This is a genomic window from Micromonospora sp. DT229 (assembly GCF_049844505.1).
Lineage (GTDB): Bacteria > Actinomycetota > Actinomycetes > Mycobacteriales > Micromonosporaceae > Micromonospora.
The window spans coordinates 25,915-46,702 of sequence record NZ_JBNCLD010000029.1 but is presented as its reverse complement, the minus strand read 5'-3'; the positions used below and the strand labels follow the sequence as shown (position 1 = coordinate 46,702).

Genomic DNA, 20,788 nt, shown 5'->3' with positions numbered 1-20,788 from the left:
CGACATCATCGCCGCAGCCCTGCACCTGACCCACTTCGAATACAAATACCTACCGGAAAGTCGCTGAGATTACTTCAATGGCCCGCGCCCAGAGTCCGGCAACTGCGCGTGAGGGCGGCTGGCCGTGCAGGCGGTCATCGACCGGCTTGCCGGTTGCACTCATCTGCCGACCGCCGGCGGGGCGACGGCGCTCGAATCCATCCGCTCCGACTACCGCAGCACGATGCTCGCCCGGGTCCGGGAGAGGATCTACCGGCCACGGACTCTGCATCCGCCCACGTAGTGAAACCCTTGTCGGGCAACGAAAGTAGCCGTACGTTGAATCGATGTTCCTCGACGGAGAGCCTCGCCCTGACCCTCCTCAGCATGTCAGCCATGGCGATCTGCGGCCCGAGGATCTCGGTGGCATCGCCTACCTGCGGGGGCTTTCGAGGCGGGGGTTCATCACAAGCGCCGCGTTGGCGGCATCCGGGGTGTCGGCCGCCTTCGCTCTGCTGCCCGACTCCGCGCAGGCTGCTGGCAGCTATCAGAGGCCGTGCGGAAACGTCCGGATTTCCAGCTCTTGGCAGGACCACCGGAACCGGACGCCGCCCTCGGGCGAGCCGGGCACTGACTATGCGGTCGGAGTCGGTACTCCCGTCATGGCCGCGGCGAACGGCACGATCCGTCTCGTGAAGACCACCACCTCCACCGCGACCGGGCGCGTCGTGGGGATGGCCCATGACGACGGCAACTACAGCAGGCATTTGCACCTGTCGCGGATCACCGTCTCAGCCGGTCAACGGGTGTCGCGAGGCCAGACGATCGCATACTCCGGTGCCTCGGCGAACGGCAGTGAGAACGGTGTCGGACCCCATGTGCATACAAGTCTCTGGCTGAACACCAGCAGTCCGACGGATTTTCGCGCGACCGTGGATTTCGAGAACTACGTCGGAGATGTCACCAACCCGAACCCACCCGACCAGGAGGTAGACGACGTGTTCATCGCGAACGTGAGGGGCAACTGGTTTCTCGTAGTGCCCCAGGGCACCGGTAAGCCGCGGGCAGTGGTCCTTGGTGGCGACAGCAACGCCGCCGCCTCCGGCCTCCCCGTCCTCAATTTCAGCTGGGATCCGTCGATCAACGCACTCCGGGCAGCGGTCGACGGCATCAGTTGATGCAGCCGTTCCTGGCAGGGCCACAGCGGCCGCAGCATTGAGCGTACCTCTGGTCACGCAGGCCGCTGGATCACCTTGAGCCGGCCGAACGCGGCCAGTCCTTCCAGTCCGCCCTCGTACCCGTACCCGCTCAATCCTCGACCGGACAGCGGTGACATCGGATCGGCGCCGGTGGCACAGTTGACCGACACCCGGCCCGCGTTGAGTCGTTCCGCCAGGGCGGTGGCCCTCGCCTGGCTGCCGAAGACGAAGGCGCCCAGGCCGAAGGGGGTCCCGTTGGCTGCCGCAACGGCCTGATCCTCGTCGGTGAAACTGAGGATCGGTGCGATCGGGCCGAACGGCTCCTCGTGCAGGATCCGCGAGTCGGCCGGGACCTCGGCCAGGAGGGTGGCCGGGTAGTACCAGCCCGGTCCGGGTGGCATCCGGCCGCCGGTGATCACGGTGGCGCCCCGCTCGACGGCGTCACGTACCAGGGCGTGTACCTCGTCCCGGCGGGCCTCGGTGTGCAGGGGGCCCATCGTGCCGCCGGGGTGGCAGTCCAGGGCCGGGACCGACTCGCGGAACCGGTGGACGAATTCCGCGTGGATCTGCTCGTGGACGAGGAACCGGCTCGGTGCCGCGCAGCTCTGCCCGGCGGAGCTGAACTTCGAGGCGAGCAGGGCGGGTACGGCGGCGGCCAGGTCGGCGTCGTCGAGGAGGATGGCGGGGGCGTGGCCGCCCAGTTCCAGGACGCAGTCGGCCAGGTGCCCGGCCGCCCCGGCGGCGACCAACTGGCCGGTGTGGTGGGAGCCGGTGAAGGTGACGAGCGGGAACTCGGGTCGGGCCACCAGGGCCGCCGAGCCGACCGCGTCGGTGAAGACCACTTGCAGGACGTCGGCCGGCAGGCCGGCCTTGGCGGCCAGGTCGGCGATCTCGCGTACCACCGAGGGGGTCGTCTCCGGTGCCTTCACCACGACGGTGCAGCCCATCGCCAGGGCGGGTGCCAGCTTGCGGGCGAGGATGACGGCGGGGAAGTTGCTGGCCAGGATGGCCAGTACCGGGCCGACCGGGTCGACCAGGACCTGCCGGTGCAGTCCGTCGCCGCCCGCTATCGTGCGTGCGGCGGTCGCTTGGGTGGCCGCGGCGGCGGTCCACCCGATGGTCTGCGCCGCGCGGTCCAGCTCGGTCTCGGCTTGGGCGAGGGTCTTGCCGGTCTCCAGGGCGAATCGGGTCCCCAGGTGGGCGGGCCGTGCTGCGATCAGCCGGGCCAACTCCGTCAGGATGGCGCACCGGGTGGTCACCGGAACGGCGGACCACCCGGGCAGTGCCACTTTCGCGCGGTGCGCGATCTCGGGAACGTCGTCCGAGGTGAGGAGCGGGATGTGACCGACCACGTCACCGGTTCGGGGGTCGCGGACAGCTGACATCGTCTTCCTCACCTCGCGGACGACCACTTCGGATGGACAACCGTTGTCGGGCTCAGCTCCAGGTGACCACGTTGTGCGGGTCCGCGTACGCCATCATCGCGGCGAGGGTGGTGCGGGTCTGCCGCTCGGTGGTGTTCGGTTCGACCGCGTGGACGTGGGCACCGTTGAACACGTACACGTCACCGGCGTGCACGTCGATCCACTTGGACTCGACATCGACCAGGCACTCGTGCGGGTACGGCGAACCGGTGTACTCCACACCGAGGCGGCGCTTGCTCTCCAGGTCCGGCTGGATATTCCAGTACACGAGCCGGCCGCCGCCGCCCTCGTTCTCCAGGCAGATGTTCAGCGCGGCGACGGGGTTGCCGAACACCTTGTTGCGCTCGTAGTCGGCCATCTGCGGGTCGGAGCACTGCGAGTCGTCGTCGTGCGGCTCCAGGGCGAAGGCTCCCCTGCCGTGCCAGGAGCGGAACAGGGCGATCGCCGCGCTGCGTCCCTCGTGTTCGGCGGGCCGGACGACGGCACCGCGCTTGGCCAGGGAGTCGCCGAGCCCGGCGTAGAACTGCTTCATCGGGTCGTTCGGCACGTCCAGCAGGTCACGCAGGATCGGGTTGGCCACCTCGGCCTCGTCCAGGTACTGCTTCGTGGGCTTGTTCCAGGTGTACGCCCCGATGTAGTAGCCGGGCGCCTCGACGCCGCGGACTTTGCGGTCAGGGCTGTTCCAGAAGCGCTGGGAGATGTTCTCGGCGACCTCCGGTGCGACCATGCCACGGAACATCACACCGGCGACCTTGCCGTCCAGGACGTCGAGCACCGCCTCCGGGTCGAACCTGTCGTATTCCCGGAAGGTGAAGTAGTCCTTGTTTCCGGACCAGCCGGTAACGGGGCGGATGCCCAGCGAGCTCGTCATTTTCTGTACTCCTCGACTGTGGGTGACGACGGGGGTCGGTCAGGGGTGGGGGTGGGGTGATCCGGTGCGGGGCGCCGGGGATCAGTCCCAGGGGTTGTTGCCGGCGATGCTGGTGGTGGGCGACGGGGACGAGGTGACGACCGGAGAGGAGGTCGAGGTCGTGGTGTCGGCCTGCGCCATCGAGGCACCGAAGAGGACGAGGGCTGCGGTCGTGGCGGCGAGAGCGAAAAGCTTGACGGTGCGGCCCATTGTCGGCTCCTTTTTCGGTGTTTCCCTGTGGCGTTGAAATGAAGCTAACAACGGGCGGAATCTTGGCCTTATCCCCGCAACTATCCCGGCGCTATCACCTCCTTTCTTCGGCGACAGCCACGGGGAGCCGCCGACCGGGACGCCGGGGACACGGGCACCGCGGTCGCAAGAGGACGGTGGCGTAGCTGCTGCGAGGGTGCCGGGACAACTGCCGGTCGGAAGCGCCGACCGCGGGTTCACTGGCAACACGACCCAGCAGGGCGTGGCCGCCGGTAGCCGGCTGGCTCACCGGACGTGAGTAGAGGAGGGGTGGCTTTGTCGGCGAATGTCGAGTACGAGAGCACCACCAGGACGGCCGTCATCGCCGGACTCGGTGCGTACGTGCCGGATCAGGTGGTCAAGAACGAGGAGATAGCCGACCGGCTCGGCGTCACCACGGACTGGATCCGCGACCGCACGGGAATCGAGCAACGGTTCATCCTGGAGCCGGGTCAGGCCACCTCGGATCTGGCCGTGGAGGCGGGCCAGCGGGCCCTGGACTCCTGCGGCAACCCGGACATCGACTTCCTGATCCTGGCCACGTGCAGCCCGGACCACCTGTTCCCGTCGACCGCACCGTCGGTGGCCACCCGGTTGGGGTTCAAGGGGATCGCCGCCTTCGACCTCAACGCCGCCTGCTCCGGGTTCGTCTACGCGCTGTCGGTCAGCACCGGGATGCTCGCCACCGGGGCGTACCGCACGGGTCTGGTCATCGGCGCCGACGCGGTCTCGACGCTGCTCAACCGGGACGACGAGATCACCGCGCCGATCTTCGGTGACGGTGGTGGCGCCGTGGTCGTCCGCGCCGGCCACCGTGGCGAGACCGGTGCCGTCTCCGTGCAGCAGCTCGGCAGCGACGGTGACCTGCTGGACATCATGAAGACGCCGGCCGGTGGTTCGCGCCAACGCGCCTTCGGAGTCCCTGCCGACGTCGACAACAGCTTCTTCACCATGTCCGGCCGGGCCGTCTACAAGCATGCGATCAACCGGATGAGCACGGTCTCCCGGTCCGTGTTGCAGCGGATGGGATGGACCCCCGACGACGTCGACTGGCTCATCGCCCACCAGGCCAATCGGCGCATCCTCACCGCCACCGCCAAGGAGATCGGGATCCCGCCCGAGCGCGCAGTGATCAACGTCGACAGGGTGGCGAACACCTCCGCCGCCTCCATTCCGCTGGCCATGGTCGACGCCGTGGACTCCGGCGCGCTGAACGCCGGCGACAAGGTGCTGCTAGCGGCGTTCGGTGGCGGCGCCACCTGGGCCGCGGCCGGCCTCACCTGGCCGGAGCTGACCCTGGCCCCGACGCAGGCGGTCCGCTGAGCCGACCGCAGGACTGTCGCGTCATCGGCAGTCGTACCACCACAGCACCTGACACATGAGCAGGCACTCCCCACAGTTGCCCGAGAAAGGAACAGATCATGCCCACCACCCTGGAGAAGGTCAGCGAAATCTTCCTGGAGGAGGCACCGGAGGTCGAGGTCGTCATCGGCCCGAACCTGCGGTTCAGCCAGGATCTCGGCATCGACTCCCTGACCTTCGTCGACATCCTCGTCAAGATCGAGAAGGTGTTCGAGGTCGAGTTCAGCGACAACGAACTCGCCTCCATGCAGAGCGTCCAGGACATCCTCGATCTTGTGGAGAAGAAGACGGTGTGACCTGGTTTCCCGGCACCGTCCACCGCAGGCCGCAGTTCCCTCGGTGACCCACCGCGCGTTTCCGCACACCTCGAAGGCGGTCGCGGTGGACGGTCGCCGGGTCGTCCGTCCGTTTCCGCACCGCGTGTCCAGATGGGGGTTCCACCATGTCCGATCCGTCCACCGGCTCGCGACCGCTCAACGCGGCGCAGCTGGGCGTCTGGTACGCCCAACGGATCGATCCGAGCAATCCGGTCCACAACATGGGCGGATACCTGGAGATCCAGGGCCGGCTCGACCCGCAGATGCTGATCGCCGTGGTGTGCACACTGGTCCGCGAGGACGAGACGTTGCGGCTGCGCTTCATCGAGGTCGACGGCGCACCGAGGCAGCTGGTCGGACCGGTACCCGATTTCACCCCCCGGCTGGTGGACCTCAGCGCCGAGGCCGATCCATGGGCCGTGGCGCTGCGGCACATGCACGACGACCTCAACCGACCCCTCGACCTGGAGCACGACCGCCTGTTCCGGCACGAGATCTACCGGCTCGGCCCGGAGCACTTCCTGTGGTATCTGCGGGCACACCACCTCATCCAGGACGGCTACAGCGCGACCATCCTCCGGCGGCGGGCCGCCGAGTTGTACACCGGGCTGGTGACCGACGGTGGCGGCACCGGGGCGCCACTGGGCTCGTTCACCGCCGTGCTGGACAGCCAGGAACAGTACGTCGGCTCCCGGGCACAGCAGCGTGACGCCGCTTACTGGCGCACATTGATGGCCGACATGGCGTACGCACCGACCGCCCCGGCAGGCAAACCCGCCAACCGGGTCACCGGACAGCTGACCCGGTTGGACGTCGCGGGCTTCGACCGCCTCCGCCAGTTCGCGCAGCGGGCCGGCACCACCTGGCCGCAGGCCCTCATCGCCGCCGCGGTGCTGCACCGGCGGATGTGGACCGGTGACGACAACGTGCTGCTCGGCCTGCCGCTACCGGGACGGTTGGACCCCCGCTCGGCGGCCACCCCCGGGATGATGGCGAACATCCTCCCGCTCTACTGCCGGGTCGACCCGACGCTGTCCGCGGAGCAGGTGGCGGCCCGGGTCGCTCAGCAGGCCCTGCGGGCCCAGTGGCACCAGCGATACTCCTCCGACGACCTGCGACGCGACCTGGGTTGGCCCGCCGATCAGGGGCGTTACTTCGGACCCGTGATCAACTTCGTGACCGGGGACGAGCATGACGACTTCGCGGGCCTGCGGACCCGCTACCACCACCTGTCCACCGGCGGCACGATGGAGGACGTGGGGTTGACCGTCACCCACCATCCCGAGGGCGGTCTGCGGATCGAGGTCAGCACCGACACCGCGTTCATCCAGACCCTGGACCTCGACGCGTACCAGCGCACCTTCCACCGGATCCTGGCGAACATGACCGCTCGCCCCGGCGTCACGGTCGCCGAGATCGAGGCCCTGGACGCGGCGGAACGCGATCTGGTGCTGCGGGAATGGAACAGCACCGCCGTACCGGTGGCGGACCGGTCGTTGCCGGACCTGTTCACCGCCCAGGCGGCGGCGCACCCGCAGGAGCCGGCCCTGGTCTGCGGCGAGGTCGTGCTCTCCTACGGGGAACTGGCGCAACGATCCGGGCGGCTGGCCGCGCACCTGCGGTCGATGGGGGTCGGCCGGGGTGACGTGGTCGGGGTGCTGCTGGAGCGGGACATCGACTTCGCGGTCGCGGTGATCGCGGTGACCCGTACCGGGGCGGCCTACTCGATCCTGGATCCCGACTTTCCCGACGAGCGGTTGACCGTCGTCCTGCGGGAGACCGACGCCTCGGCGTTGGTGACCCGCGAGGCGCTGGCCTCCCGGGTCGACGTGGCCTGCCCGGTAGTGCGGGTGGACACCGATGCCGCGACCATCGCCGCCGGGGGCACCCTCGATCCGCAGCCGCATGTCGACCCGGGTGATGTGGCGTGCGTGATGTTCACCTCCGGGTCGACCGGGACACCGAAGGGGGTGTTGGCGCCGCACCGGGCCCTGGTGGGCACGTTGCAGGGTCAGCAGTACGCGACCTTCGGCCCGGACGAGGTGTTCCTGCAATGCTCACCGGTGTCGTGGGACGCCTTCTCGTTGGAGTTCTGGGGGGCGCTGCTGTTCGGCGGCGTGTGCGTCCTGCATCCCGGGCAGCGTCCCGACCCCGCCGTGATCGCCACGCTGGTACCGCAGCACGGGGTCTCCATGCTCCAGCTGTCCTCCGGACTGTTCAACGTCCTGGTCGACGAGTATCCCGAGGTCTTCGCCGGGGTCCGGGTGGCCTTCACCGGAGGTGAGCCCTCCTCCGGCCCGCACGTGCAACGGGTCGCGGCCCGCCACCCGCACCTGCGGGTGGCCAACGCCTACGGGCCGGCGGAGTCGATGGGTTTCACCACGACCTTCGACGTACCGGCGGATTTCACCGGCGTGGGTGTCCCGGTGGGCCGGGCGGTGGCGAACAAGCGGGCGTACGTGCTGGACCGCCACCTGCGGCCGGCGCCGGTCGGTGTCGCGGGCGAGATCTACCTGGCCGGGGTGGGGCTGGCCGACGGCTACCTCAACCAGGCGGCTCTGACCGCGCAGCGGTTCGTGGCGGACCCCTTCGGTGGCGACGGGCAACGGCTGTACCGCACGGGCGACCTGGCCCGCTGGTCGGCCGACGGACAGTTGGAGTTCGTCGGCCGGATCGACGGCCAGGTGAAGGTACGCGGCTTCCGGGTGGAACCCGGCGAGGTCGAGGCGGCCCTGCTGGGTCACGCCGACGTCGCGCAGGCCGTGGTGCTGGCCTCGCCGGACGGCAACGGCACCCTGCGACTGGTCGGGTACGTGGTGGCGAGGACCACCGGCACCGACGGGGCCACCCTGACCGGGTGGCTGCGCCAGCGGCTGCCGGAGCACATGGTGCCCAGTGCCGTGGTGCTGCTGGACCGGATCCCGTTGACCGCCAACGGCAAGGTCGACCGGCGGGCCCTGCCGGAGCCGGAGTTCGGTACCACCGCGACGACCCGCCGGGCCCCCCGCGACGCCCGGGAGGAGATCCTGTGCGGCCTCTACGCGGAGGTCCTCGGGATCACCGAGGTCGGGGTGGACGACAGCTTCTTCGACCTGGGCGGGCACTCGCTGCTCGCCGCCCGGCTCGCCGCACGGGCGCGGGCCGTGCTCGGCGTCGAGTTGAGCATCCGCGACATCTTCCAGTCCCCCACGGTCGCCGCCCTCACCGCCGGCCTGCCCGCCACCGGCACGGCCCGGACCCGACCCGCCCTCGTCGCCGCGGCGCACGGCGATCAGCCGCCGCTGTCGTTCGCGCAGCGCCGCCTCTGGCTCATCGACTCGATAGAGGGACCGGGCACCACGTACAACGTGCCGATGGCCTTCCACCTGCGCGGGGCCCTCGATGTCGCCACCCTCACCGCGGCGGTCACCGACCTGGTCGACCGGCACCAGGTGCTGCGGACGGTCATCACCGCGGTCGACGGCCAGCCGCACCAACGGATCCTGGCATCGGCGCCGGTGGTCGTGACCCGGCGCGCGGTGGCCTCGGACGAGTTCGAGCGGCAGCTCACCGCCGCCGCCGGACACGTCTTCGACCTCGCCGCCGAACCGCCGCTGCGGGTCACCCTCTTCGAGCGCGGCGACGACGGGTACGTGCTGCTGATCCTGCTGCACCACATCGCCACCGACGGTCAGTCGCTGCGTCCACTGCTCGATGATCTGGCCACCGCGTACGCCGCCCGGTGCAACGGCCAGGCCCCCGACTGGACGCCGCTGCCGGTGCAGTACGCCGACTACGCGCTCTGGCAACGGGCCGTGCTCGGCGACCGCGATGACCCGGACAGCACCCACCACACCGATCTGCGCTACTGGCGTCAGGCCCTCGCCGGGCTGCCCGAGGAGACCGGGCTGCCCCTGGACCGGCCCCGGCCGGCGGTGGCCGACCACCAGGGCGGCGCCGTGCCGGTACGGATCGACCCTGCCCTGGCGCGTCGGGCCCGCGAGGTGGCACGGGAGCAGCGCTGCACCGCCTTCATGGTGCTTCAGGCCGCGCTGGCCCTGGCCCTGCGCCGCTTCGGCGCCGGCACCGACATCGCCATCGGCACCCCGGTCGCCGGCCGCTCCGACGAGGCGCTGGCCCCGCTGGTCGGCTTCTTCGTCAACACGGTCGTGTTGCGTACCGACACCTCCGGCAACCCCTCCTTCGCCGACCTGCTGGTGCGGGTACGCGGTGCCGACCTGGACGCCTTCGCCCATCAGGAGCTTCCGTTCGACCTGCTGCTGGAGGAGCTCAACCCGGTACGTTCGCTCGCCCGGCATCCGCTGTTCCAGATCTGCCTGGGCTTCGACGACGCCACCGACGCCGAGCTGAACCTGCCCGGTCTGCGCTGCGAACGCGGCAGCATCGTCGTCACCGGCGCGGCCAAGTTCGACCTGGAGTTCCTGCTGCGCGACGAGGGCGCCGACGGCATCGGTGGCGGCCTGGTCTACCGCACGGCCATCTTCGACGAGGCCACCGTGCAACGGTTGCTCGCCGCCCTGGAGCGCACCCTGCGGCAGGTGCTCGCCGATCCGTCCCGCCCCGTCGACGAGGTCGACGCCCTCGATCCGGTGGAGCGGTCGGCCGTGCTGCACGACTGGAACACCACCGCCGTCGAGGTCGACGACGAGTCGCTGGCCACCCGGTTCGCCGCCCAGGTGGCGGCCGACCCGCACGCGGTGGCGCTGCGTCACGAAACGTCCGCCCTGACCTACCGAGAGCTGGACGCGGCGGCGAACCGGTTGGCCCGGCACCTGCTGGCGGCCGGGGTACGTCGTGGCGACCTGGTCGGGATCCTGCTGGAACGGGGCATGGAGTTCGCGGTCGCGGTCCTCGCGGTCGTGAAGACCGGTGCGGCGTACGCGGTGCTGGACCCGGAGTTCCCGGACGAGCGGCTGCACCGCATCGTCACCGAGACCGGCGCCGCCGCGCTGGTCAGCCGCGCCGCGCTGGCCGCCCGGGTCACCACCGACACGCCGGTGGTGCGGGTGGACACCGACGCCGCACTGATCGCCGCCCAGCCGGCCACCGACCCCGGTGCCCCGGTCAGCGCGGACGACGTGGCGTGCGTGATGTTCACCTCCGGATCCACCGGTACGCCGAAGGGCATCCTGACCTCGCATCGCGCCCTGGTCGGCACCCTCGTCGGCCAGAGCTACGCCGACTTCGGCCCGGACGAGGTGTTCCTACAGTGCTCACCGGTGTCCTGGGACGCCTTCTCGCTGGAGTTCTGGGGAGCGCTGCTGTTCGGCGGTACGTGTGTGCTGCAACCCGGGCAGCGCCCCGAACCGGCCCTGATCGCCACCCTCGTGCGCGAGCACGGCATCACCATGCTGCAACTCTCCTCCGGCCTGTTCAACCTGCTGGTGGACGAGTATCCGCAGGCCTTCGACGGGGTCCGGTACGCCTTCACCGGCGGCGAGACCTCGTCGGTGGCGCACGTGGCCCGGATCCTGGCCCGCCACCCGGATCTTCGGGTCGGTAACGCCTACGGGCCGGCCGAGTCGATGGGGTTCAGCACGGTGTACCCCGTGCCCGGCGACCTCGCCGACACGAGCAGCCTGCCGGTGGGTCGGGCGGTGGCGAACAAGCGGGCGTACGTGCTCGACGACGGGCTGCGCCCGGCACCGGTAGGTGTCGTCGGCGAGGTGTACCTGGCCGGGATCGGCCTAGCGCACGGCTACCTCAACCAGCCCGGTACGACCGCGCAGCGGTTCGTCCCGGACCCCTTCGGTCAGCCGGGTGACCGGCTCTACCGCACCGGTGACCTGGCCAGGTGGACGGTCGACGGGCAACTGGAGTTCGCCGGCCGCCTCGACGGCCAGGTGAAGGTGCGCGGCTTCCGGGTCGAGCCCGGCGAGATCGAGTCGGTGCTGCGCGGCCACGACCAGGTGGCGCAGGCCGCCGTGGTCGCCGTACCCGACCCGACCGGGACGATGCGCCTGATCGCCTACGTCGTCGGCGACACCGACCCGGCCGGCCTGCGACCGTGGCTGCGGGAGCGGCTGCCCGAGCACATGGTGCCCGCCGCCGTGATCCCGCTGGACCGGATGCCGCTGACGGCCAACGGCAAGCTCGACCGGCGGGCCCTGCCGGAGCCGGAGTTCACCGCCGGGACCGGTCGGGCGGCCCGCGACGCCCGCGAGGAGATCCTCTGCGGGGTGTACGCGGAGATCCTCGGAGTGCCGACCGTCAGCATCGACGACGACTTCTTCGACCTCGGCGGGCACAGCCTGCTCGCCGCGAAACTCGCCGCCCGCGTCTGCGCGATCCTCGGCACCCAACTCACCATCCGCGACATCTTCCAGGCCCCCACCATCGCCGCACTGGCCGCGCAACTGCCCTCGGCCGCACCGGCCCGCAGCCGACCCACGCTGCGTCGGCGCACCGAAGCGGGCAGGCCGCTGACCACCGGCCCGCAGAGCACCTGACCGCACCCGCATTCCCTGCACCACCGACCGTGAAGCCGTCCAGGAATGGAGCGCATCGTGGACCATGCCCACTTCGACCCGGCCGGCGCGATGCCGGACCGGCATCCGTCGCCCGCCCCCGACGACGTCGTCTGGGTGCTGCCCGGCGGCACCGGAGACGCCCCGCACCACACCTCGCTGCTGGTGCTGCCGCACTCCGGTGGCAACGCGCACGCCTACGCACCCTGGCGGGACCTGCTACCGGCGGGCGTACGCCTGCTCGTCGGCCAGTACCCCGGCCGGGGTGCCCGGTTCAGCGAGCCGCTGCCCGAGACGATGGCCGACCTGGTCGACCCGGTCCTGGCCAGCCTGCCCGCCGACACCGACGACCTGGTCGTGCTCGGGCACAGCATGGGTTCCCTCGTCGCGTACGAGGTGGCCCGGGCCCTGACCGAGGCCGGCCGCCCGCCGCGGGCCCTGATCGTCTCCGCCTGCCGGGCACCGTTCCTGGTCAACCCCAGCCCGGTGCACCCGGAGCAGCTCGACGACGACGCGCTGGTCGCCGCGATCAAGGAACGTGGCGGTACGGAGAACGGCATCCTCGACGAGCCGGAGTTGCGGGAGCTGGTGCTGCCCTCGATCCGGGCCGACTTCGCCATCGACGACGCGTACCACAGCCCACCGGCGGCACCGTTGACCTGCCCGGTGGTCGTCTTCGGCGGCAGCAGCGACCCGGTGGTGCCGGCCGACGCCCTCGGCCGCTGGGCCGAGATCACCGATGGACCGGTCACCACGCACGTGCTGCCCGGCGGCCACTTCTACTTCAACGACCAGCTCGAAGCCTTTCTCACCCTGGTCACCGGTGTCCTCGACGGCTGCGCCGTGCGGCCGGAATTCGCCTGACCCACTCCGCCTCGCTCAGGAGGATCTCCATGTCCCTCACCGTCCAAGCGCCCGTAGCCCACCTCGACGTACGTCACGAACCGGGCAAGCCGGCCATCCTCGTCACCCCGTCGTTCGACGACCTAGACGACGCCGTCGAGTGGCTCACCGCGCAACGCGCGGCGATCCGCGCCGAACTGCTGCGCAGCGGCAGCCTGATGATCCGTGGCCTGCCCGTCGGAGACACCTCCGACTTCGCCCAGGTCCGCGACGTGTTGATGCCGCAACAGACCGGCTACCGGGAGAAGGCCACCCCGCGTACCGACTTCGGTCAGGGCGTCTTCTCCTCCACCGACCTGCCCGCCGCCCAGCCGATCCGGCTGCACAACGAGAACAGCTACACCCTCGACTTCCCCGGCACCCTGCTGTTCGGCTGCGTGATCGCGCCCGAGGAGGGCGGTGCGACGACCGTCGGCGACATGCGCGAGGCCCTGCGCCTGATGCCCGCGGACCTGCGGGAGCGCTTCGCCGCGCACGGCTGGTTGCTGGTGCGTAACTACTCGGAGCTGGCCGGCCTGCCCTGGCAGACCAGTTTCGCCAGCGACGACCCGGCCGACGTGCAGTCCTACTGCGATGAGAACGTGATCGGCTACGAGTGGCTCGACGACGAGGAGTTGCGCACCCGGCAGCGCCGCTCGGCGATCATCACCCACCCGCTCACCGGCGAGCAGTCCTGGTTCAACCACTACGCCTTCTGGAACCGGTGGACCCTCGACGCGGACGTCCGGGACGTGCTGCTGGACACCTACGGCGACGACGGGTTGCCGTTCGACACGTACGTCGGTGACGGCTCGGCGTTGACCCGGGAGGAGGTCGAGACGATCGCCTCGGTGTACGAGCAGGTGACCGTCCGCGAGACCTGGCAGGTCGGCGACCTGCTGATGGTCGACAACATCCTCAACGCCCACGGGCGGGAGGCCTTCTCCGGCGCCCGCAAGATCCTGGTGGCGATGGGTGACCCGGTCGCCCTGGCCGACTGCTCCCCGCAGACTCCCCCGTCCACCACCGTGTCGGACGGGAAGTGAGTCGACGATGACCAGTGCACTGATCAACCACCGGGTGGACGAACCCACCGTCGCGGCGGTGCCGGCAGCGGACCTGCTCGACCGGCTGGCCGGTGTGCCGGCCGACCGGGTGGCCGTCGTCCACGGCGACACCAGCCTCACCTTCGGCCAACTGCGGGAGCGCGTCGGCGTCGTCGCCCACCGACTCGCCGCTCGCGGCGTCGGTCCGGAGAGCGTCGTCGCCCTCGGCCTGCCCCGGGGCCTCGACCTGGTGGCGGCCCTGCTCGGCACGCTGACCGCAGGTGCGGCGTACCTGCCGGTCGACCCGCAGCTGCCCGTCGACCGGCGCCGCTATCTCGTCGACGACGCCCGCGCCGACCTGCTGATCGTCGACGGGGACACCGAGCCCCTCACCGCGTCGACCCCGCAGGTGTCCCTGGCGGCACTGACCACGCCGGACGATGCTCCGACCGGCGGGTACGCGCCCGTGCCGGTCGGCCCGGACACCCTCGCGTACGTCATCTACACCTCCGGCTCCACCGGCCGCCCCAAGGGCGTCGAGATCAGCCGGGGCGCGCTCGCGTCACTACTGGCCGAACTGGAGTCCGCCGGGGTCGTACGCCCCGGTACCGGTACGGTCGGATGGAACGCCTCGCCTTCCTTCGACGCCTCCGTGCAGCAGTGGATCCGCCTGTGCCGAGGCGACACCGTGGTGGTGCTCGACGAGCAGACCCGCACCGACCCGGCGCTGCTGGGCGCCCTCGTCGAGCGGCATCCCCTCACCGACCTGGACATCACCCCCTCGCACCTGGAGCTGCTGCTGGAGCACCTGGCCGCTTCCCCGCGCGGTGCCGAGGGTCGGCCGCTGACTCTGATCGTCGGTGGCGAACCGATCAGCCCGACCCTGTGGAGTCGGCTGGGTGAGCTGGTCGACGCCGGGATCCTGCGCGCGGTCAACGCGTACGGACCGACCGAGTGCACGGTCGACGCCACCGTCGGCCGGATCACCTCGGACCGGGCCCCGCACATCGGCACCGTCCTGCCCGGCCTGCGGCTGCGGGTGCTCGACGACACCCTGGCCCCGGTCACCCCCGGCGAGGTCGGGGAACTCTACCTGGCCGGGTCGCGGGTCGGTCGCGGCTACCGCCGCCGTCCCGGCCTGACCGCCGAGCGTTTCGTCGCCGACCTCGACTCCGATGACGGCACCCGGATGTACCGCACCGGGGACCGCTGCCGACAACTGCCCGACGGCCGGCTGGAGTTCCTCGGCCGGGTCGACAGCCAGGTGAAGGTACGCGGCCACCGGATGGAACTGGGGGAGATCGAGTCGGTGGTCGGCGCCCACCCGGCGGTGGCCGAGACGGCCGTGCTGGTTCGCGAGGAGGACGGGCAACTGCTCGTCGCCTACTACCGGCAGTCCGCGCCGGTGGAGGCCGCGGCCCTGCGGGAGTGGACGGCGCGGAGCCTGCCCGCGTACATGGTGCCGGGGGCGTTCGTCAGCGTCGAGCACTTCCCGAGGACCAACAGCGGCAAGCTCGACCGGGCGGCCCTGCCCGCCCCTACGCTCACCCCCGCACCGCAGGTGCCGTCCGGCGCGTCCCCGACCGGCCCGGTCGAGGAACTCATCGCCAGGGTCTGGTCCCAGGTGCTGCGGCAGCCGTCGATCAGCGCCGAGGACAACTTCTTCAAGCTCGGCGGCCACTCCCTGCTGGCGATCAAACTGGTCGCCCGGGTCCGCGCGGAGTTGGGCCTGGCCCTGCCCATCCGGGCGGTCTACGAGAACCCGCGGCTGCGGGACCTGGCCCGGGCCATCGAGACCCGGCTGACCCCGGCCTCGACCTGACCGGCACGTACCACCGGCGTGCGAGCTGACCGGCCCTCGGGGCAGCTCGCACGCCGATCCCTATCCGGACACTGACTTTCGTGAGTTCCACGGCTACGCGGCGGTAGTCGGGTCGTGGCCGAGCAGGAGGAGTTCCCCCCGTGATTCCGATGTCGTACGCGCAACGCCGGTTGTGGTTCCTGAACCGGTTGGAAGGCCCGTCGTCGACCTACAACGCACCGGTGGTGCTGGCCCTGTCCGGGGTACCCGACCTCGAGGTGCTGGCGGCGGCGCTCACCGATGTGGTCGACCGGCACGAGGTGCTGCGTACCGTCTTCGCGCTGGCCGACGGGGAGCCGGTGCAGCGGGTCCTGCCCACGGCCACCGTCGCGGTCCCGGTCCAGCAGTGCCCGCCGGAGGAGGTCGACGCCGAGGTGAGGCGCTTCTGCGTCGGCACCTTCGACCTGGCCGAACAGGGCCCGCTGCGGGTCCGGCTGTTCGTCGGCGGGCCCGACGAGTCGGTGCTGGTGCTGCTGCTGCACCACATCGCCACCGACGGGGCCTCGATCGCCCCGCTGCTGCGGGATCTGTCCACCGCGTACCGGGCCCGGCTGGCCGGTGCCGCGCCGGGCTGGGAACCGCTGCCGGTGCAGTACGCCGACTACACCCTCTGGCAGCGGGAACTGCTGGGGCAGGTGGACGACCCGGACAGCGAACTGTCCAGGTCACTGGCCTGGTGGCGGGAGAACCTGGCCGGCTCCCCCTCGGCGCTGCCCCTGCCGTTCGACCGGCCCCGCGCGACGGGGGCCTCCGGGCGCGGCGGCACGGTCACCGGCCTGCTCGACGCCGACACCCACCGCCGCCTGGTCGAGCTTTCCCGCGCCCAGCGGGCCAGCACCTTCATGACCATGCAGGCCGCCCTGGCCGCCGCCCTGACCCGCATCGGGGCGGGCACCGACGTGCCGATCGGCGCTCCGGTCGCCGGCCGCTCCGACGAGGCCCTGCACGATCTCGTCGGCTTCTTCGCCAACTCGGTGGTGCTGCGCACCGACGTCGCTGGTGACCCGACCTTCGTCGACCTGCTGGCCCGGGTACGCGACGCGGACCTGGCCGGGTATGCCCACGAGGAGGTGCCGTTCGACCTGGTGGTGGAGCAGCTCAACCCGGTCCGGGCACCGGGACAGCACCCGTTCTTCCAGGTGATGCTGACCGTCGGTACGCACACCCCGACCGACCTGCGCCTGGGTGACCTGCCCGCCCGGACCCTCCCGGTCGACCTCGGGGTGGCCAAGTTCGACCTGACCGTCTACTGCACCGAACTGCGTGACTCCGACGGCACACCGACCGGTGTGCAGGTGGAGTTCCAGTACCCGGTGGACCTGTTCGACCACGCCACGGTGGAGTCGATGCTCGCGGTGTACCTGCGGCTGCTGCGGGCCGTGGCCCTCGCCCCGGGCACCACGATCGGTGCCCTGGAGGTCGTCACGGACACCGAGGGCGCCGGGTTCGCCGAGCGGATCGCCCGGGTCGCCGCCGCAGGGGTACGCCGGCCGGACCTGCCGGACGACGGGCCGGTGAGCCTGCGGGAGGAGATCCTCTGCGGCCTGTTCGCCGCCGCACTGGGCGTGGACCGCATCGGCCGCAACGACAGCTTCTTCCGTCGGGGCGGGCACTCCCTGCTCGCCATCAAACTGGTCAACCGGGTCCGGGCGGTGCTGGGTGTGGAGGTCGGACTGCGGGACTTCTTCCTGGACCCCACGGTGGCCGGCCTGGACCGCCGGATCGGGACCCTGGCCGGGACCGGGGCGCGTCCGCCACTGGCCCCCGCGGTCCGGCCGGACCTGCTGCCACTGTCGTACGCGCAACGCCGGCTGTGGTTCCTCGACGAGATGGGCGGGGCCAGCCGGATGTACAACATCCCGGTGGTGCTGCGCCTGCACCGACCGCTGCAACCGGCGGCGCTGACCGAGGCGGTCCGTGACGTGGCGGACCGGCACGAGGTGCTGCGGACCGTGTACGCGGTCATCGACGGTGAGCCGTGCCAGGTCGTGTTGGATCGGGCCCAGCCCGAGGTGACCGTGCTGGACGTATCGGTCGCCGACCTGCCCGGGGTGATCGACGCGGTGACCGGACACGTCTTCGACCTCGGCACCCAGATCCCGTTCCGGGTGTGGCTGCTGCGCCTTTCCGACGGCGGTCAACTGCTGGTGGTCCTGGTGCACCACATCGCCGGTGACGGCTGGTCGACCGGGCCGTTGCTGCGGGATCTCGCCGTGGCCTACGAGGCACGGCTGGCCGGTACCGCACCGGGCTGGGAACCGCTGCCGGTGCAGTACGTCGACTACACCCTCTGGCAGCGTGACCTGCTCGGCGACGGCGGGGACCCGGGCAGTGTGCTGGCCCGGCAACTCGACTTCTGGCGTACCACCCTGGCCGACGCACCGCAGGTGCTCGACCTGCCCACCGACCGGCCCCGCCCGGCCCAGGCCAGCCACCGTGGCGATCTGGTGCCGCTCCGGATGGACGCGCAGTTGCACCGGGCGGTGCTGCGCACCGCGCGGGACACCGGTACGACCGTGTTCATGGTGTTGCAGGCGGCGCTGGCCACCCTGCTGTCCCGGATGGGCGCCGGCACCGACATCCCCATCGGCACCGTCGTCGCCGGACGCACCGACGAAAACCTCGACAACCTCATCGGCTTCTTCGTCAACACCCTCGTGCTGCGCACCGACCTCACCGACAACCCCACCTTCACCCAACTCCTGGCCCGGGTCCGCGACACCGACCTCGCCGCCTACGACCACCAGGACCTCCCCTTCGAACGCCTCGTCGAAGAACTCAACCCCACCCGCAGCACCGCACACCACCCACTCGTCCAGGTGACCCTGGTCCTGCAGAACACCGGCACGGCACAGCACGACACGGCCGGCCCGAGCGCGCTGGCCGGCACGGACGTCCCGTTCGCCACCGGCACCGCGAAGTTCGACCTGACCCTGGGGGTGCGGGAGGAGCTCGACGGGGGTGTGCCCAACGGCCTCAAGGGGGTGCTGGAGTACGCCGCCGACCTGTTCGACCCGGCCACGGCGCGGCTGCTGGCCGACCGCTTCGTCCAGCTGCTACGTGCGGTGACGGCGGACCCCGGCACCCGGATCGACGACCTCGACGTCCTCACCCCCGCCGAGCGCCGACGCTACGACTCCGCGGCCGACCACGGCTGCCGGGCCGAGTCGGTCGGGCTCGCCGACCTGGTCGCGAGGCACGCCGCCCACAACCCGCAGGCCGTCGCGGTGGTGTCCGGGTCCGACCGGATCCGGTACGCCGAACTGGACGCCGACGCCGACCGGCTCGCCGCGCACCTGGCCGCGCGCGGCGTACGTCGGGGGGACACCGTCGGTGTGCTCCTGGAGGCGGGTCCGACGTTGGCAGTGGCCGTTCTCGCCGCGCTGCGGGCCGGGGCGACGTACCTGCCGCTCGACCCGGCGGCACGCGATGACAGGCTGGCCGCCCACATCCGTACGGTCGTGCTCGCCGCGGTGGTGACCACGTCGGACCAGGCGACCCGGCTGGCCGGGCTGCGGGTCGGCCGTACGGTGCTGACCGACGTGGATGGTTGGCGTGAGCGGTCGGCCGCCCCACCGCCCGGGCCACGCGACCCCGGCGACGGGGCCGTCGTACTGGTGGTCGATGACGCGGACGGGCCGCGTGCGGTGCGATATCCGCATCGGGCACTGGTCGGCGCGGCGCGGCGCGCCGGACTCGACACCGACGCCGCTCAGGTCTGGCTGGGGTGGGCCGCGCCGGCCGGTGGCGAGTTCATGATGCCGCTGTGGTCCGCGTTGAGCACCGGAGCGACCTGCGTGCTGCCGACACCGGCCCCGCCGTCCGCCGCCCGGCTGGCGCGGCTGGTCGCCGAGCAGGGCGTCACCAGCCTCACGGTCACCGCGGAGCTGTTCGCGCTGCTCGTCGAGGGACACCCACAGGTGCTGGCCCGGCTACGGCAGATCCTCGTCACCGGTCGTACGGCGGCGGCCCACCTGGCCCTGGCCCGTGATCGTCATCCCACGCTGCGCCTGGTGCACGGGTACGGCGGCGTCGAGGGCGGATGGTGGGCGCTGGGCTGGGTGGTCGACACACCGCCGGTCGGTCCGGATGTGCCGGTGGCTGAGGACGGGCTGCGCTGTCACGTCCTCGACGATCGGCTGCGGCCGGTGCCCGCCGGGGTCCGGGGCGAGCTGTTCCTGTGCGGTCCCGGACTCGCCGACGGCTACCCGGACCGGCCCGGTGCCACCGCCGCCCGCTTCGTCGCCGATGCGGGTGGTGGCCGGATGTTCGCCACCGGCACCTCGGCGAGTTGGTCCGCCGAGGGTGGCCTGCGGGTGCACGGGCCGGTCGCCGCGCCGACCTGCAACGGGGTGCCGGTCGACCCGGAGCGGGTGAGTGCGGCGTTGATCAGCCATCCGTCGGTGCGCTGGGCGGTGGTGTCCGTCCGGGCAGACGCCGATGGTGGCGAGCAGTTGGTGGCGCACGTCGTGCCGACGACGTCGTCGGTCGATGTCGCGCAGGTGCGGCGGCATGTCGCGCAGCTTCTGCCGGAGCACCTGGTGCCCGCGCGGGTCGTGGTGTTGACGACGGTTCCGCTCACCGGAGACGGTCGGCTCGATCACCGTGCGCTGCCCGACCCGGAGGACACCGGTGCCGGGAAGACCGCCCGGGATCCGCGCGAGGAGGTGCTGCGGGAACTCTTCTCGGAGTTGCTCGGTGGGCGTCCGGTCGGTCTCGACGACAACTTCTTCCGCATCGGCGGGCACTCGCTGCTGGCAGTGCGACTGGTCAACCGGATTCGGTCGACGTTGTCGGTCGAGGTGACGATCCGGGACGTGTTCCAGGCGCCGACCGTGGCGGCGCTCGTGGAACGGCTGACGGCCACCGTGACGCCGGCCCGGCCGACCCTGCGCCGTCGAGCCGGCGTGCGGTAGACCTGCTCCGGCGGCGGGAGCATCCTGCCGCGCCGACTGCCGCTGCCCCGGTGGTGTGCTGACTAGCCTGATGTCAGCGCACCGCCGGGGCTTTTTCCTTCCGGCGGGCCCTCTCAGCCGGCAGTCGACGGCCGGACGCGGCACCAGTTCCGTCCACTTTGGAGTTAGACACGCGA

General features: G+C 71.3%; 11 protein-coding genes. 8 read left to right on the top strand and 3 right to left on the bottom strand.

The annotated features are described in order from the left end of the window. Nucleotides 1-326: 326 nt before the first annotated feature. On the top strand, nucleotides 327-1,157 hold the full coding sequence (locus tag ACLQ2T_RS27935) for a M23 family metallopeptidase (protein ID WP_425769343.1): 831 nt from the start codon (nucleotides 327-329) through the stop codon (nucleotides 1,155-1,157). 53 nt (nucleotides 1,158-1,210) lie between these two features. Here ACLQ2T_RS27935 and ACLQ2T_RS27930 read toward each other — a convergent pair whose 3' ends face one another. The 3 genes from ACLQ2T_RS27930 to ACLQ2T_RS27920 form a co-directional block, all read right to left on the bottom strand. Further along, on the bottom strand, nucleotides 1,211-2,563 hold the full coding sequence (locus ACLQ2T_RS27930; RefSeq protein WP_425769342.1) for an aldehyde dehydrogenase family protein: 1,353 nt from the start codon (nucleotides 2,561-2,563) through the stop codon (nucleotides 1,211-1,213). 52 nt (nucleotides 2,564-2,615) lie between these two features. Then, entirely contained in the window at nucleotides 2,616-3,473 is an 858-nt protein-coding gene (locus ACLQ2T_RS27925; protein ID WP_425769341.1) for a hypothetical protein, read from the bottom strand. Between the two features lie 81 nt (nucleotides 3,474-3,554). After that, on the bottom strand, nucleotides 3,555-3,722 hold the full coding sequence (locus ACLQ2T_RS27920; RefSeq protein ID WP_425769340.1) for a hypothetical protein: 168 nt from the start codon (nucleotides 3,720-3,722) through the stop codon (nucleotides 3,555-3,557). 309 nt (nucleotides 3,723-4,031) lie between these two features. On the opposite strand from ACLQ2T_RS27920, the gene ACLQ2T_RS27915 reads away from it, so the two are divergent. From ACLQ2T_RS27915 to ACLQ2T_RS27885, 7 genes are all read left to right on the top strand, one after another. After that, nucleotides 4,032-5,084, top strand: coding sequence for a beta-ketoacyl-ACP synthase III (locus ACLQ2T_RS27915; protein ID WP_425769339.1), 1,053 nt, complete (start codon nucleotides 4,032-4,034; stop codon nucleotides 5,082-5,084). Nucleotides 5,085-5,182: 98 nt separating this feature from the next. Continuing rightward, nucleotides 5,183-5,419: an acyl carrier protein gene (locus ACLQ2T_RS27910; RefSeq protein WP_425769338.1), complete on the top strand. Its 237-nt coding sequence runs from the start codon at nucleotides 5,183-5,185 to the stop codon at nucleotides 5,417-5,419. 146 nt (nucleotides 5,420-5,565) lie between these two features. Beyond that, nucleotides 5,566-11,889: an amino acid adenylation domain-containing protein gene (locus tag ACLQ2T_RS27905; protein WP_425769337.1), complete on the top strand. Its 6,324-nt coding sequence runs from the start codon at nucleotides 5,566-5,568 to the stop codon at nucleotides 11,887-11,889. Nucleotides 11,890-11,946: 57 nt separating this feature from the next. Then, complete coding sequence (locus tag ACLQ2T_RS27900) at nucleotides 11,947-12,771, top strand: thioesterase II family protein (RefSeq protein WP_425769336.1); 825 nt, start codon at nucleotides 11,947-11,949, stop codon at nucleotides 12,769-12,771. Nucleotides 12,772-12,800: 29 nt separating this feature from the next. Next, entirely contained in the window at nucleotides 12,801-13,835 is a 1,035-nt protein-coding gene (locus tag ACLQ2T_RS27895; RefSeq protein WP_425769335.1) for a TauD/TfdA family dioxygenase, read from the top strand. Nucleotides 13,836-13,842: 7 nt separating this feature from the next. After that, a complete protein-coding gene (locus ACLQ2T_RS27890) occupies nucleotides 13,843-15,657 on the top strand; it encodes a non-ribosomal peptide synthetase (RefSeq protein WP_425769334.1) in 1,815 nt (604 codons plus the stop codon). Between the two features lie 149 nt (nucleotides 15,658-15,806). Next, nucleotides 15,807-20,612 (top strand): condensation domain-containing protein, encoded by a 4,806-nt coding sequence (locus tag ACLQ2T_RS27885; RefSeq protein ID WP_425769344.1) that lies wholly within the window; start codon nucleotides 15,807-15,809, stop codon nucleotides 20,610-20,612. Nucleotides 20,613-20,788 lie beyond the last annotated feature (176 nt).

Excerpts from the sequence above, each read along its gene's own strand:
- ACLQ2T_RS27910 (WP_425769338.1), top strand. The coding sequence starts at position 5,183 with ATGCCCACCACCCTGGAGAAGGTCAGCGAAATCTTCCTGGAGGAGGCA.
- ACLQ2T_RS27890 (WP_425769334.1), top strand. The coding sequence starts at position 13,843 with ATGACCAGTGCACTGATCAACCACCGGGTGGACGAACCCACCGTCGCG.
- ACLQ2T_RS27935 (WP_425769343.1), top strand. The coding sequence starts at position 327 with ATGTTCCTCGACGGAGAGCCTCGCCCTGACCCTCCTCAGCATGTCAGC.
- ACLQ2T_RS27920 (WP_425769340.1), bottom strand. The coding sequence starts at position 3,722 with ATGGGCCGCACCGTCAAGCTTTTCGCTCTCGCCGCCACGACCGCAGCC.
- ACLQ2T_RS27925 (WP_425769341.1), bottom strand. The coding sequence starts at position 3,473 with ATGACGAGCTCGCTGGGCATCCGCCCCGTTACCGGCTGGTCCGGAAAC.
- ACLQ2T_RS27895 (WP_425769335.1), top strand. The coding sequence starts at position 12,801 with ATGTCCCTCACCGTCCAAGCGCCCGTAGCCCACCTCGACGTACGTCAC.
- ACLQ2T_RS27930 (WP_425769342.1), bottom strand. The coding sequence starts at position 2,563 with ATGTCAGCTGTCCGCGACCCCCGAACCGGTGACGTGGTCGGTCACATC.
- ACLQ2T_RS27905 (WP_425769337.1), top strand. The coding sequence starts at position 5,566 with ATGTCCGATCCGTCCACCGGCTCGCGACCGCTCAACGCGGCGCAGCTG.
- ACLQ2T_RS27885 (WP_425769344.1), top strand. The coding sequence starts at position 15,807 with ATGTCGTACGCGCAACGCCGGTTGTGGTTCCTGAACCGGTTGGAAGGC.